We start from the raw sequence: 14,665 nt of genomic DNA, 5'->3' as shown, positions 1-14,665 counted from the left end.
ACCGGCAAAATCTTGATACCAAAAAGAAACAGGCCTCGAATGAGGCCTGCAAAGTGACTATTTCAGCTCTTGTTCAAACAACTTATAGATGCGGCGATACTCGTCCAGCCAGCTCGATGGCTGTCTGAAGCCATGGGGTTCAACCGGGTAGATAGCCGTCTCAAACATCGGCTTTTCCAGCTCTATCAGTCGCTGCACCAGGCGGACACTGTCCTGGAAGAACACGTTGTCGTCCATTACCCCGCTCATGATAAGCAGCGGCTTTTGCAAGCCCTCGGCATGATAGATGGGCGAGCTGCGTTCATAGGCGATGTGGTCAACGTCCGGGGTGTTGAGTATGTTCGAGGTATAAGGCGCATTATAGTGAGCCCAGTCGGTCACAGGCCGCAGCGCGGCACCGGCCTGGAACAACTCGGGTTGGGTAAACAGTGCCATAAAGGTCAAAAAGCCACCGTAAGAACCACCATAGGTGCCTACCCGCTTGGCATCAACATTGGCATGCTGACTCATCCACTTGACGCCATCGGCCAAGTCTTCCACTTCCGGATGCCCCATATTACGGTAGATTGCGGTGCGCCAGTCGCGGCCATAGCCTTTGGAGCCGCGATAATCCATGTCCATCACCACATATCCCTGCTGTGCCAGCAGGTTATGGAACATGAACTCACGGAAATAACCGGAAAAACCATAATGGGCATTCTGCAGATAACCGGCACCATGATTGAAGATCACCGCCGGATATGATTCGGCGCGATCTTTGTCGAAACCTGCCGGCAGATACACCCTGGCATAGACTTCACCTGCGCCATGGCTGGAAGGCACGGCAACCACCTCAGGCGCCTGCCAAGGATAGCTCTTGAAGCTGTCGCTGGTGTAATGGGTCAGTTGGGTCAGCTCACCGCCTATGGCTTGAATATAGAGCTCATCCGGCTGGGTCAGGCTGGAGGCGGTCAACAGCAGCGAACGGCCATCCGGGCTCAGGCTGTAGTCGAGCACTCCATTCCACTGGGTCAGTTGTTCATCCTTGCCGCTACTTATCTCAACCCGATAAACATTGTACTTGCCGGGGTGTTCTTTGTTGGCCTTGTAGTAGATATAACGATTATCCGGGCTCAGAGTGATGTCACTGACCACGAACTTGCCCGAGGTCAAAGCCCGCGCCTTGCCACCGAGCGGCTTAAGATACAACTGCGAATAACCACTCTCTTCCGACAGGTAGTAAAGGGTGTCGCTGCCGGGTAACCAACCATACTGATTGTAGTCATAGTTGACCCAAGCATCGTCATGCAGCCTGTGCTCAGTAACCAGCTTGCCCTTGGCCAGATCGACACTGGCCAGCCACCGGTCTTTGTTGTCCACAGCTTCCAGCATTACGGCCAAGCGCTTGCCTGAGTCTTGCCATTGAATGGCGCTCTGACTCCAGCCCCAATCCTGCATCAGTTGGATCTTGCGCGGGGCTTTTTCACTTTCGTAGCGTTCCCCCTTCGCCTTGGCGTTTTCTGCCTTGACGCCGGCCAACACATCCTGGTTGTAGCCGAGCAAACCTTCGATGGTTATCTCTTTCTTACTCTGCTGCTGCAAGTCCAGCAGTACCAAGCGCTGCCCTGGCGCCTTGTCTTCAGCCACTCTGGCTCGCACGGGCACAGGATCGACATAGCCATCTTTACCAAGATAGTTGGGCATGATGTCATGCTCGCCACGCCAGTTGTAACTCTTGTCCTGCAACGCCAGCAGCACATAGCGGCCATCCGGCGACAGGCTCAGTTCCACCAGCAGCTCACTCTCACCCAGATACCAAGGCTTGGCCGACAGGGTCGGGTCTTCATTCTGTAACTGCTGCTGATATGTCTCCCGAGCCTTGGCGTTTTCCTGCTGTTTGGCCACATAGCGGATCAGCTTGTGTTGCTCCTTGGCGAGATAAGTTTCCGGCTCTTTGGTCTGTGCCGGCTCTTTGGTCATCTTGATATCCGCGAGCTGCTCCACAAGGCCTGAGTCTGCATGCAATCTGAATATCTGCCCCGCCTGCCAATAGGCAAGATCGCCATTCGCTAAAAAACGCAGCCCTTCAACCTTGGTATTTTGCCGGGTCAACTGAGTGATCTCACCGCTATCGAGCGCCTTCACAAACAGGTTGCCTTGATAGATATAAGCCTTGCGGCGCTTATCCGGGCTCAGAACACCGTCTCGTTGCGAAACTGTATGCAGTTCAGACAACGCCAGCTCCTGCGCCTGTTTGTCTGTCACTCCCTGACGATAGTAACTGCGCAGCACAGATGCACTCTGCTGGCGGGCGAACAGCACAGCGTGGCTGTCATCGCTCCAGTAGGCACCTTTGGGGGCGAGTCCCATCCAATCGGGATCCGCCATAATTTGATTCAGAGTTAACGGCTTGTCGGCCACAGGAGGCGCTGCCAAGGGTACTGTTTGGCTGGGGTTGGTGATCTCTTGGGGGGTGAGTTGCGGCTCGGTGGCGGCACAGCCGCTGAGAACGGCCAGAGTCAAAACACTCAGACCGGCATGACGCATCAGGCTTTTCATCATCCTTCCTTTTTTATAGTTATCTTGGCCGCCGGGAAGCGACATATGACAGAAAACAAGCGATTGCGGCCTGTTATACCATATTTGCCAGAGGATGTTGTTCTGCAAAAGCTGAAAACTTGTAAAGGCTTGTTAAGGATGGAGCCTTGGTACGAATCCGGGACTGACTCACTGCTCCTTAAGCCAGACGCAGGAAATTATTGAGCAGTTCAAGCCCCTGTTGGGTCAGAATGGATTCAGGATGAAACTGCACGCCGTAGAGGCGTTTTTGTGCATGGCTGATGGCCATGATTTCCCGCCCGTGTACCGGGTCGTCATACCAGGCATCCAGACTGAAGCCTTCGGGCACGCTGTCAATCAGCAGCGAGTGATAGCGGGTCACGGTCAAGGGGTTGGCCAGACCTTGAAACAGCCCGCGACCATTGTGACTGATTGCCGATGTCTTGCCATGCATCACCCGCTTGGCCCGAACCACCTTGGCACCGAATACCTGAGCCAGCGACTGGTGTCCAAGACAGACACCCAAGATAGGCAACTTACCGGCAAAATATTCGATGGCGGCCAGCGAGATCCCCGCCTGATCCGGGCTACAGGGCCCGGGAGAGATCACCAGATAATCCGGCGCCAGCTCGCGGATCTCATCGAGCCCAATCTCATCGTTGCGCTTGATAACAGGCTGCTGCCCCAACTGCTGAAAATACTGCACCAGATTGAAGGTAAAGGAATCATAGTTGTCGATCATCAGCAGCATATAACGGGAACCGATTGATTTAAGAGATAGGGCTTACAGTGCCGCAAACAAGATACCGCTGGAGATGTTCCATCTTTTTTCAGGCGCCATCTTTTTGCGCACGCTATGTTACGTTTAACGCTGAGCTGGTTCAACCTGGGGATGAACAAGGATAGCTTTATTCGGTCAGCTATTGGCTCATTCAAACGACAAACTTATTGTATCCTGAATAATAGATGCCTTGGGCCGGTTCTCCTTGATGCCAGTTCAATCCTTACCCTCATACCTGAGTCTGTCAATAACCAACCTGAATGCCGAACTGATATTACGCCGCCCGGAATAACACAGGCAGTATCCTTCAAACGGCGGACACCAATCGGCCAACACCCGCCGAAGGGATCCATTCTCTATCTCTTCCGTCACTTCGGCTTCGGTAACAAAGGCAATGCCGTGCCCGGCCTTGGCCGCTTCAATACACACATCACTCTCACTGAAAATAAAGGGGCCGGATACATGTTTGACTATCTCTTCGCCCTCTTTTTCAAACTCCCAGTCATAGACGGGTGCATGAGCATGAAACCTCAATACTAGGCAAGCATGCTCGTCCAAGTCATGGGGGTGCTTTGGCACGCCATGGCGTTTGAAGTATTCAGGGGTGGCCACGGCTGCCAATCGCACAGCGGGGCCAATTTTCACGGCAATCATGTCCGGGCCGACAAACTCCCGCAGCCTTACCCCGGCATCGAAACGTTCTTCGGTCAAATCCGTGAGGCGACTTTCCAGATTCAGCTCAATCTGCACTTCCGGGTAGTCACGCACTATCTGTGACAACTTGGGCCACAGCAGGGTTCGCAGCGCAGGTTTACTGGTAGCCAGTCTCACCAGCCCTCTAGGGGCATCACCCAATAGTCGCAACTCTTCAATTCTCGCATTGATCATCCCCAGCCCGGGCTTGAGGGCCGCCAACAATTTTTCACCTGCATCTGTGGTGGACACTTTACGGGAAGTACGATTGAGTAATTTGATACCAACCCCCTCTTCCAGGCGCCTTATTGCATGGCTGACCGCGGATTGAGACAGCTCGAGTCGGGTCGCCGCGCGAGTAAAACTGCGCTCTTCAGCGACCGCCATAAATAGAGTTAAATCACTCAATTCTTCCCGCTTCATATTATTCCCCGGCTTGACCTTCAGCTCATCCAATCAATCAAATATTCACAAGAATACTTCGAAAACCCGGCCAATATAACCGAAAAATATCCATTATCAATGAATTGAATTCATAGTTTCAATGAATCTAGAGCGCTTGTTACCACAGGCGTCCAGACCTATTCTGCTGGTCATAAATTCATCCAACAGCGGCTACCAGTGCCAGCTACTCCAGAGGGGAAATCCTCAATCTATGAGCCATTCAGTTACAGATCCGCTTCCAACCACTGAAGATACCGCCTGCTGGAGTGGTGTCTTTGCCATGTCGTTATGTGTCTTCGTCCTAATTGCGTCTGAATTTATGCCGGTCAGCCTGTTGACTCCTATAGCCTCATCCCTGCAGATAACCGAAGGTATGGCCGGCCAAGGGATAGCCATTTCCGGCATATTGGCCGTGGTGACCAGCTTACTTATCCCGGTACAGGCCGGTAAGATAAACCGTAAAACACTGCTTCTGGGACTGACTGGGCTGATGGGGATTTCCGGCCTCATCATAGGTCTGTCCGATAGCTATGCCAGTTACTTGCTGGGCCGGGCACTGATCGGTGTCGTCATAGGTGGATTCTGGTCCATGTCGGCGGCTATTGCCATGCGCTTGGTACCGAGTGAACAAGTCCCCAAGGCGCTGGCCATCTTCAATGGTGGGAACGCCTTGGCGATGATTTTGGCAGCCCCTCTCGGCGCTTATCTGGGCTCACTGCTTGGTTGGCGAGGCGCCTTTCTCTGTTTATTGCCAATAGCTGTCATCACCCTGATTTGGCAATGGCTTAGCCTGCCGTCCATGCCGGTTAGAGAGCGTTCAGCGAGGATCCGCGGCACTTTTGCGGTACTGGGCTTGTTACGCACTCCAGTAGTGCTGGCCGGTATGCTGGCGATTGCCAGTTTGTTTATGGGGCAGTTTACCCTATTCACTTATGTTCGCCCCTTTCTGGAAAGCGTCACACAAGTGGCTGTAAAGCCATTATCACTGATCCTGTTGCTCATAGGCCTGGCCGGGCTCATAGGCACCAGCCTTATCAATGGGGCTCTGAAACGACAATTTTATCTGACGCTGAAAATCATGCCCTTGTTGATGGCCGTCAGCGCAATCGGTTTGGCGTTCTTTGGCACTCAATTGATCTTGGTGATTGTGTTGTTACTCCTCTGGGGACTTATCGCCACAGCCGCCCCTGTGGGTTGGTGGGCCTGGGTGCCACGGACTATTCCGCAATCGGCCGAAACAGCCGGTGGGCTGATGGTCGCAGTCATTCAGCTCTCTATCGCCTTGGGTTCTACCTTGGGAGGTGTGTTATTCGACATTGGTGGCCACCAACTCTGTTTTGGTATCAGCGCCCTGCTGCTGTTGCTATCCACAGCTTTGGTCGGGGTAACACAAGGCTACGAAACCCCGAAAAGCCAAAAGGATAGGGTCTGACGATGACATGGACAAAGCCTTTGACCAATACAGCCTGTTTAAAGAAAACCAAGGCATTTATGTTTGTCCTGCCTTTCCTTGGAGGACAAATGTCTCAGGCTCAAGACCGGTTATCCACTCAGATTGAGGAGACAAAAATCATGCACAGCATAACTCTGTTACTGGACGGCAAAACCCTGGTCGCGAGCCTGGAAGACAACTCTGCCAGCCGGGATTTTCTTGCCTTGTTACCCCTTGAACTTGAACTGAGCGACTATGGCGCCAGTGAGAAAATCGCGGACTTACCCAAAAAGCTCTCCACCTTGGATGTCCCCAGCGGACATTCGGCCAAGGTTGGCGACCTCACCTATTACGCCCCTTGGGGGAATCTGGCCATTTTCTATCGTGATCACGGCTACGCCCAAGGCTTGATCCCGCTAGGGCGGATAGACACTGGCAAAGAGCTGATGAAATTTTCAGGCAGGCAGAAAATCCGCATAGAAAAAGCGGGGCTTATCGAAAGTAAACAGCTCAAGTCTCACTCTAACAAGGAGTAAAGCAATGAAACTCAACTTCATATTCACTTGCACATTATTGCTCATTTCGCTGCCAAATGTGGCTGCTCAGCCAAAGCAAAGTATCTCAGAATCAGGTTCCCGGCCTTCAATTGCCGGGCCAGAGCAATTTTTCACTGGTGCAGCACGTATCGACCCACTGTTTCCTGCGACCGATGAAATCAATGCATCTGCAGCCTATGTCACCTTTGAGCCTGGTACCCGCACAGCCTGGCATATCCATCCCAAAGGCCAACAAATTATTGTGACTCAGGGCGTAGGCTACACACAGGAATGGGGCAAACCTCGACAACAGATAAAGCCAGGCGATGTGATCTGGTGCCCTGCAGGCATAAAGCACTGGCATGGCGCAGCTCCCAAGACTGCGATGACACATCTTGTGGTCACGGGTCAAGACAATGAAGGCCGTAATGTCAGTTGGCTGGAAAAGGTCAGCGATGAACAGTATCTGGGACAGGATCAAGCAGACAAGACAGGGAAGCACCCATGAAACCCGGGATTAGTTATTGGCCGCTGATACTGTGTCTTTGCATCCCAATATTTCAGACTGCCGGACAAACACCCCATACGCTCCAATCGAGGACACCCACTATGACAGAACCAGAGCCTTTAACCTCAAGACAGCAAGCGATAGTACCTATTGCGGCTTTTGCCGCCGAAGGTAACTTGGCCAAGCTGGATACCGCCCTGGAACAGGGACTGGATGCCGGACTCACCATCAACGATACCAAGGAAATACTGGTACAGGTTTATGCCTACGCCGGCTTTCCCCGCAGCCTCAATGCGCTGGGAACTCTTATGTCAGTAGTTGAGACACGCAAGGCTCGCGGCGTGACAGATGAAATTGGCAAGTTGCCCAGTCATCCGCTCCCCAAAGGTGATGCGTTACTCTCAACGGGTACAGCCAACCAGACACAACTGGCTGGAGGCGTTGTCCAAGGCCCTCTGTTTGACTTTGCACCGGCCATTGATGAGTTTCTCAAGACCCATTTATTCGGTGATATTTTCAGCCGCGATAACCTGAGCTGGCATGACAGGGAAATCGCAACGCTGGCCATGTTGGCGGTTTTGCCTGGCGCTGAACCCCAACTTCAGGCCCACATAGCCATTGCCATGAATCTGAGACTAACACCTGAGCAACTCACATCTGTGATCACCGGCTTGAAGCAACTGGTGAATCAAGCCAGCGCCGAGCGCGCTCAAACCGCGCTGAACCAGCACCTGGAGCACCAGTCCTACAACCAAGAGTAACACCAGCATGAACAACCTAGACACAGCAAAATCCCCCTCTGAGACGCTCGATAATGGGCGTCGTGAACTATTGAAAATGACAGGAACCGGTATCGCCATGACCATTGCAACCACCATCCCCACTCCGGCATTGGCCGAGTCTGAATTGAAGCTCAGTGACAGTTGGGACAAGACCTTCAGCAAGAGTGACAAGGTCGAACATCAAAAAGTCACCTTTAAAAATCGCTACGGCATCACCCTGGCCGCCGACTTCTACCTGCCAAAAGCAAGGCAGGGCAAGCTGGCCGCAATCGCAATAAGTGGCCCCTTCGGCGCGGTGAAAGAACAATCATCAGGCCTATACGCCCAAAAGATGGCCGAATACGGCTTTGCCACATTGGCGTTTGACCCCTCCTATACAGGTGAAAGTGGTGGAGAACCCAGGAACGTCGCATCCCCGGATATCAATACCGAAGATTTCAGTGCTGCCGTGGATTTTCTCGGCTTGCAAAGCCAGGTGGATCGCCAACGAATTGGCATTATCGGCATATGTGGCTGAGGTGGCATGGCACTGAACGCTGCCGCAGTGGATCAACGCATCAAGGCCGTGGTAACCAGCACCATGTATGACATGTCCCGGGTCATGTCCAAGGGCTACAACGACAGCATGACTCATGAGCAGCGCAAAGAAATTCTGGGCCAGTTGAGCCAACAGCGCTGGTTGGATGCCGAAAATGGCAAACCCGGCTATGGCCCTATCTCTCTGGAACTTAAGGGAGGTGAACCCCGGTTTGTGCAGGAATACGCCGATTACTACAAGACCTCGCGTGGTTTTCACCCAAGGGCCATCAACTCCAATGCTTCCTGGACCATCACCAACCCTATGTCATTTATGAATCAACCTCTGCTGACTCATATCGCCGAAATCTCTCCCAGGCCCATTTTGTTGCTCCACGGTGAGAAGGCACATTCCCGCTATTTCAGTGAAACCGCTTTCGCTGAAGCCGCCTCTCCCAAGGAACTGCTGATTATCGAAGACGCCAACCATGTTGACCTCTATGACCAATTGGAGCGGATCCCCTTCGATAAGTTGAACGCATTCTTCGGTGAGTATTTATAACTTTCAAGCGGACAGAGGCTCTCCTCTGTCCAGCCTTCATCTTTAATGGAGTTTGTTGATGCACATTTTGTTAATCGGTGCCAATGGCCGTTCGGCGCAAGCCATCTTGCCGTGTTTGTTGGAGATAAAGGAAGTGCAACTGACGCTTTTTCTTCGAAGATCTGAACGACTGCAACACCTCTACAATGACAGAGTTCGGCTGGTTGAGGGGGATGCCAACAAAGTCGATGACCTGGTCTCGGCATTGCCCGGAATCGATCTGGTGATAAACACCATGGGTGGAATGGATTTGGACCGCAAGACCCGAAATCTGGTGCACGCTATGGAAAATGCTCAGGTGCAGCGCCTCGTTGCACTCAATGCCGGCGGTATCTATGAAGAACTTCCTGAACCCTTCAATAGCTGGGACAAGAGTATGGTGGGTTTCACCCGGCCTGTTAACCTCAGAAGTGCCAATGTTATCGAAGCTTCATCACTCGACTACACCATACTGCGCCCCGTCTGGTTAACCGATAAACCGATAGAAGAGTTTCAACTTACTCAAAAAGGCGAGTGCTTTCTGGGGACCGAAACTTCCCGCGCCAGCTTGGGTAGATTTATTGCCATTTTGGCCAAGAATCCTAGCCTCTATAGCCGCTGTAATCTGGGAATAAGTCAAAGTGGCACAGAGGGCGAGATGCCTGCCGCTTACCGCTGAAAGAGATTGGTCTTTCCGCCAAACTTCACCGGCAATCCGCTGCTATCTGTCGCCAAGACTGGTTCAACAACTGGGTTTGAATTAAGCTGATATTTCGAGTGGCTTATAAAAGTGCTTTGCCTATGCCCAATATGACCAGGTTGCTGAATTTTTTGCTGATGCTGGGGTGTGATAGATGCGCTATCAAGACCCGGGAGCGCAAAGTCATTCAGGTCAACTTGGGCGTACTGGTTTCCGTAACAACTATATTGCTGTTTATTTTGGGTTTTTATATCAGCGGTAACCAAGGCTTTATTCTTTCCGGCTTGAATCAGCTGCCCTTTGTTGCCCTGCTTCCTCTGGTGTTACTGCTCAACTACAAGGGAAAGTTCTTTGCCGCCAGGTGGTGTTTAATGTTGCTGTTGATGGCCGATGCCGCCACAGCTTTAATGACGGCCCAAGGTACCAGTATCAAAATCCACAGCTATTACCTGCTGTTTGCCATCATGTTGGTTGTACTGTTTGAGATCCGTGAATGGCGTTCCATCCTGATCCTGATGTTAGCCAATCTGGGGTTGTTCAGCTTCTTTGAGCTGCACGGCTGGCCATCCCACCCTGATATCGCCCTGCTTTCTACACACACTCTGGCCATTTTAAAGGCCTTGGTGATCTGCTCTTGTATTATCAGCTCCTGCGCCATACTGCTGATCAGCGAAATGTATGCCGAGCGCGCCGAGTTGGTACTGCAACATCAGGCCGACACAGACACCTTGACCGGATTGCTCAACCGCCGCGCATTCATGCGCCAAGTCGCGCTGCAAAGAGAGCAGCCGGGCTGCTGGGTACTTGCCCTGTTGGATCTGGATTTCTTCAAGAAGATAAACGATAACTTTGGCCATGATGCCGGCGATGTCGCCCTTATTCATGTCAGTAAGCTGCTCAAAAAAGCGCTCAAGCCTCAGGAGCGACTGGCCAGAATAGGCGGGGAAGAGTTTGCCTTGCTGCTGAGGCTGGATAAACCCGGGACTCAGGCCCTGCAGCAAAGAGGCGAGCAACTCCTTGAGTCCCTCAGACAACAAGGCCTGGAATATCAAAGTCATTACCTACAACTGACAGCTTCTGTTGGCCTGGCAACTCTCGATCCTGGAGATAGTGCAAGCGAGGCACTCAAACAGGCTGACAAGGCTCTGTATCAGGCCAAGATAAATGGTCGAAACCGAGTGGAGCTGGCCGGCACGGTATTGCAGCCGCTGAAAAGAAAAAGCCAGTCATAGTGACTGGCTTTTTGCAATGCTGTAGCTGAAGCGTCAACCCGGCTTTATTTAACCAAAGTCAGGTGGCCACGCCGTTTGGGCTTGTCTGCTGTAGGTTCAGTTTCGGCTTCAGTCCGTGGCTGTTCAACCTCTTCAACCACATTCAGCAGTGATTCTTCACCCTCTTCAAGCAGATAGGCGTCTTCCATATCGAATACTGTGCCGGCACCATTTTCACGGGCATAGATGGCAACAATAGAAGCCATAGGCAGCAGCACTTGCTGTGGCACACCACCGAAACGAGCATTGAACTCGACAAACTCGTTGCCGAGCTTCAGGCCACCGACAGCACTGCCGGCGACATTCAGTACGATTTGACCATCCTTAACATACTGCAGCGGTACCTGAATATCTGGCACAGTGGCATCCACTACCAGATGTGGAGTCAGCTGATTATCCATCAGCCATTCATAGTAAGCTCTAAGCAGATATGGACGACTTGGGGTCAAATCTTTCATCAGATACCCATGCGCATTTCGCGCTCGGCTTCGGTCAGAGAGGCCTTAAAGGACTCACGCTCGAAAATACGGTTCATATAGGCTTTGATGTCTTTACCCGCGCGGTTATCCAGTTCGATACCCAGCACTGGCAGACGCCACAACAAGGGGCCAAGATAACAGTCAGCCAAACCGAACTCTTCACTCATGAAGTAAGGCATTTCGGCAAACACAGGCGCGATAGACAGCAGGCTTTCCTGCAACTCTTTACGGGCCGCATCGGCGCGGTCACCCTTACGGATACGGTCGACCAAGCAATACCAGTCCGTATCGATGCGATGCATCATCAGACGGCTTTGACCACGGGAAACTGGGTAAACGGGCATCAGCGGCGGGTGCGGGAAGCGCTCGTCCAGATACTCCATGATAATACGGCTTTCGTACAACACCAGTTCACGGTCTACCAGTGTAGGCACTGAGTTGTAAGGGTTGAGTTCCAGCAGATCCTCTGGCATATCATTGGGATCCACCTGCAACACATCAACAGTTACCCCTTTTTCAGCCAATACGATGCGAACCTGATGGCTATAGAGATCATCGGCACCTGAGAACAGGGTCATGATAGAGCGTTTATTGGCAGCAACAGCCATTGATACCCTCCGGAATTGAAAAAAACAAATGTAAACGAGGGGCAATGCCCCCCGTTTACATTATGCGGATAATATATTCTACCCCTTTCTAAGGGTTAGTGTACATCCTTCCAATATTCTTTCTTGAGCAGGTATGCAATCACGAAGAATATAAACAGGAAGCCGAGTACCCATTTACCCAGGTTTTCGCGCTCCAGTTTAACCGGCTCAGCCGAGTAAACCAGAAAACCGGTAAGGTCGCGAACAACCTGATCGTACTCTTCCGCTGACAGACTGCCACCGCTGACGGTGATGCTGCCATCTTCCTGCTTAACCGGCATACCTTGCAGGCCTTCCAGCACATGCGGCATACCGACTGACGGGAACACAGTGTTGTTCACGCCGAAAGGACGACTTGGGTCTTTGTAGAACCCTTTGAGGTAGGAATATACCCAATCTTCACCACGGACACGGGCTACCAGAGTCAGGTCCGGTGGCGCGGCACCGAACCACTTGGCCGCATCTTTGGTTTCAATCGAGTTTTCCATCAGCTCGCCGATCTTGGCATCTGTGTGGATCAGCTTGCGCATCTCATCAACAGGGATATCCAGATCTTCGGCGACACGTTGGTAACGTTGATATTGAGTGCTGTGACAACCGGCGCAGTTGTTTTGAAACAGCTCCACACCACGACGCAGCGACTCTTTATCGGTTAGATCAATATTGGCATCTTCCAGGTGCACATTGTGACCACTGGCGGCAGACACCATACCAGGCACAAAGGCAACCAAAGCAATCAATAACTTTTTCATTTGAATGTCACCCTTTCTGGTACTGGCTTGGTCTTTTCACTCTTGCTGTAGATGAACAACAGCAGGAAGAAACCGAAGTAAGTGAAAGTAAAGATTCGGGCAACAATGGTCAGCGTTGGTGTCGCAGGCACCGCACCCAGGTAACCCAGGACGATAAAGGACACAGCAAACTGAGCAATGTTCAGCTTGTGAATCATGCTGCGGTAGCGAACCGACTTGACCTTACAGCGATCCAGCCATGGCAGAACAAAGAGTACGGCAATCGCCAGACCCATCATAACTACACCACCCAGCTTGTCCGGTACGGCCCGCAAGATGGCGTAGAACGGAGTGAAGTACCATACAGGCGCGATATGCTCAGGCGTCTTCATTGGGTTAGCAGCTTCGAAGTTAGGCTTCTCGAGGAAGTAACCACCGCCTTCAGGCATAAAGAACAGCACGTAACAGAAGACAATCAGGAAGCCGGCAACGCCCATGATATCTTTTACGGTGAAGTAAGGATGGAATGGGATGCCATCGACAGGCCAGCCATTTTCATCTTTGTTCTTCTTGATTTCGATACCATCCGGGTTGTTGGAACCCACTTCATGCAGCGCAATCAGGTGCAGGAATACCAGTACCACAAGTACCAGAGGCAACGCGATAACGTGCAGAGCGAAGAAGCGGTTCAGGGTTGCACCTGAGATCACATAGTCACCGCGGATCCACAGGGTCAAGTCATCACCGATAACCGGAATAGCACCGAACAGTGAGATAATTACCTGAGCGCCCCAGTAGGACATCTGGCCCCATGGCAGCAGATAACCCATAAAGGCTTCGGCCATCAGCACCAGGAAGATCAACATACCGAACAGCCACAGCAGTTCACGAGGCTTCTGGTAAGAACCATAGAGCAGGCCACGGAACATATGCAGGTAAACCACCACAAAGAAAGCCGAGGCCCCGGTGGAATGCATGTAACGCAGCAACCAGCCGTACTCGACATCACGCATGATGTATTCGATGGAGGCAAATGCGCCTTCGGCGGTAGGCACATAGTTCATGGTCAGCCAGATACCGGTCAACAGCTGGTTTACCAGAACCAACAGTGCCAGAGAGCCGAAGAAATACCAGAAGTTAAAATTCTTTGGGGTGGCGTACTGACCAACATGGCGGTTATAAGTCGCCGTCATAGGGATACGCGCATCGATCCAGTCAATTATATTCTTAACCATTATGCAGCTCCCTGGTCTACGCCGATGAGCACGTTACCATCATCAATGTATTGATGTGGAGGAATCACCAGGTTCAGTGGAGCAGGTACGCCCTGGAAGACGCGACCAGCCATATCGAACTTGGAACCGTGACATGGACAGAAGAAACCTGAAGTCACACCTTCAACCTGCTCTGAGAAAGAGTCTGGCAGGTAAGTAGGTGAACAACCCAGGTGAGTACAAATACCTACGGCAATAAAGTACTCAGGCTTAATCGAACGTACGCCATTTTGGGCGTAATCAGGCTGCTGTAATTCGTCAGAAGCCGGGTCCCGCAGTCTGTCATCGTGGGTTGGGAGCTCGTTAAGAACTTCCTCTGTACGGCGGACAATCCATACGGGTTTGCCACGCCATTCCACACGGATCAGCTGACCTGGTTCTAGCTTACTGATATTTACTTCTACCGGCGCACCTGCAGCTTTCGCTTTGGCACTCGGATTCCATGACTTTATAAAGGGAACCGCTACAGCGACGGCACCAGCACCGCCCACTACGGCGGTTGCAGCTGTCAGGAATCTGCGACGTCCGGTATCGACTGGCGCATTGCTCATCCACTTATCTCCCAGAGGGTGTTGGAATTTTTGTTTTTCAAGACTTTAGGCCTCTTAGTTCTCACTAAAGGGAAAAGTCGAATTTTGAGGCGGGGCTCATTATAGCGAAAAATTAGAAGCAGATCATAGTCAAAAGACACAAGTTGGTTAGGGAGATTACAGTTTTTTAGCAGATAGGGTTAAAAAAACAGCAGATTTAGGC

The 14,665-nt window shown here is 51.8% G+C and carries 16 protein-coding genes; 8 read left to right on the top strand and 8 right to left on the bottom strand.

All coding sequences use genetic code 11. The features are described 5' to 3' along the window. Positions 1-57: 57 nt before the first annotated feature. The 3 genes from HCX89_RS11065 to HCX89_RS11055 all read right to left on the bottom strand — a co-directional run bounded on the left by HCX89_RS11065 (position 58) and on the right by HCX89_RS11055 (position 4,435). The gene (locus tag HCX89_RS11065; RefSeq protein WP_167716173.1) at positions 58-2,538 is read right to left on the bottom strand and encodes a prolyl oligopeptidase family serine peptidase; all 2,481 of its coding nucleotides are present in this window, start codon (positions 2,536-2,538) and stop codon (positions 58-60) included. A 178-nt stretch (positions 2,539-2,716) separates the two neighbouring features. Then, positions 2,717-3,289 carry an aminodeoxychorismate/anthranilate synthase component II gene (locus HCX89_RS11060; protein WP_025889168.1) on the bottom strand — a complete coding sequence of 191 codons (573 nt, stop codon included), beginning with the start codon at positions 3,287-3,289 and terminating at the stop codon, positions 2,717-2,719. Positions 3,290-3,535: 246 nt separating this feature from the next. Continuing rightward, complete coding sequence (locus tag HCX89_RS11055; protein ID WP_025011314.1) at positions 3,536-4,435, bottom strand: LysR family transcriptional regulator; 900 nt, start codon at positions 4,433-4,435, stop codon at positions 3,536-3,538. A gap of 232 nt (positions 4,436-4,667) precedes the next feature. On the opposite strand from HCX89_RS11055, the gene HCX89_RS11050 reads away from it, so the two are divergent. The 8 genes from HCX89_RS11050 (at position 4,668) to HCX89_RS11020 (ending at position 10,742) form a co-directional block, all read left to right on the top strand. Further along, positions 4,668-5,888 carry an MFS transporter gene (locus HCX89_RS11050; RefSeq protein ID WP_071239093.1) on the top strand — a complete coding sequence of 407 codons (1,221 nt, stop codon included), beginning with the start codon at positions 4,668-4,670 and terminating at the stop codon, positions 5,886-5,888. Positions 5,889-6,028: 140 nt separating this feature from the next. Continuing rightward, positions 6,029-6,424: a cyclophilin-like fold protein gene (locus tag HCX89_RS11045; RefSeq protein WP_062793749.1), complete on the top strand. Its 396-nt coding sequence runs from the start codon at positions 6,029-6,031 to the stop codon at positions 6,422-6,424. A 4-nt stretch (positions 6,425-6,428) separates the two neighbouring features. After that, positions 6,429-6,932 (top strand): cupin domain-containing protein, encoded by a 504-nt coding sequence (locus HCX89_RS11040; protein ID WP_025011315.1) that lies wholly within the window; start codon positions 6,429-6,431, stop codon positions 6,930-6,932. 101 nt (positions 6,933-7,033) lie between these two features. After that, complete coding sequence (locus HCX89_RS11035) at positions 7,034-7,693, top strand: carboxymuconolactone decarboxylase family protein (protein WP_167716060.1); 660 nt, start codon at positions 7,034-7,036, stop codon at positions 7,691-7,693. Between the two features lie 7 nt (positions 7,694-7,700). Then, positions 7,701-8,231, top strand: a complete 531-nt coding sequence (locus HCX89_RS22770; protein ID WP_217351531.1) for an alpha/beta hydrolase — start codon at positions 7,701-7,703, stop codon at positions 8,229-8,231. Between the two features lie 6 nt (positions 8,232-8,237). Beyond that, complete coding sequence (locus HCX89_RS22765) at positions 8,238-8,792, top strand: alpha/beta hydrolase (protein WP_217351530.1); 555 nt, start codon at positions 8,238-8,240, stop codon at positions 8,790-8,792. A 58-nt stretch (positions 8,793-8,850) separates the two neighbouring features. Continuing rightward, positions 8,851-9,489: an NAD(P)H-binding protein gene (locus HCX89_RS11025; RefSeq protein WP_044733662.1), complete on the top strand. Its 639-nt coding sequence runs from the start codon at positions 8,851-8,853 to the stop codon at positions 9,487-9,489. Between the two features lie 122 nt (positions 9,490-9,611). Continuing rightward, positions 9,612-10,742 carry a GGDEF domain-containing protein gene (locus HCX89_RS11020; protein WP_167716058.1) on the top strand — a complete coding sequence of 377 codons (1,131 nt, stop codon included), beginning with the start codon at positions 9,612-9,614 and terminating at the stop codon, positions 10,740-10,742. 44 nt (positions 10,743-10,786) lie between these two features. Here HCX89_RS11020 and HCX89_RS11015 read toward each other — a convergent pair whose 3' ends face one another. The 5 genes from HCX89_RS11015 to petA form a co-directional block, all read right to left on the bottom strand. Continuing rightward, a complete protein-coding gene (locus tag HCX89_RS11015; RefSeq protein ID WP_167716056.1) occupies positions 10,787-11,239 on the bottom strand; it encodes a ClpXP protease specificity-enhancing factor in 453 nt (150 codons plus the stop codon). After that, positions 11,239-11,868, bottom strand: coding sequence for a stringent starvation protein SspA (sspA, locus tag HCX89_RS11010; protein ID WP_025011321.1), 630 nt, complete (start codon positions 11,866-11,868; stop codon positions 11,239-11,241). The genes HCX89_RS11015 and sspA overlap by 1 nt, the downstream gene beginning before the upstream one ends. A gap of 95 nt (positions 11,869-11,963) precedes the next feature. Beyond that, positions 11,964-12,659: a cytochrome c1 gene (locus HCX89_RS11005; RefSeq protein WP_025011322.1), complete on the bottom strand. Its 696-nt coding sequence runs from the start codon at positions 12,657-12,659 to the stop codon at positions 11,964-11,966. Continuing rightward, positions 12,656-13,873 (bottom strand): cytochrome bc complex cytochrome b subunit, encoded by a 1,218-nt coding sequence (locus HCX89_RS11000; protein WP_025011323.1) that lies wholly within the window; start codon positions 13,871-13,873, stop codon positions 12,656-12,658. Before HCX89_RS11000 ends, HCX89_RS11005 begins: the two co-directional genes overlap by 4 nt. Further along, positions 13,873-14,463 (bottom strand): ubiquinol-cytochrome c reductase iron-sulfur subunit, encoded by a 591-nt coding sequence (gene petA, locus HCX89_RS10995; RefSeq protein WP_025011324.1) that lies wholly within the window; start codon positions 14,461-14,463, stop codon positions 13,873-13,875. Before petA ends, HCX89_RS11000 begins: the two co-directional genes overlap by 1 nt. Positions 14,464-14,665 lie beyond the last annotated feature (202 nt).

It is taken from the genome of Shewanella sp. Iso12 (assembly GCF_012030025.1).
Lineage (GTDB): Bacteria > Pseudomonadota > Gammaproteobacteria > Enterobacterales > Shewanellaceae > Shewanella > Shewanella algae.
The sequence above is the reverse complement of the archived record's forward strand: the minus strand, read 5'-3'. Positions and strand labels throughout refer to the sequence as shown.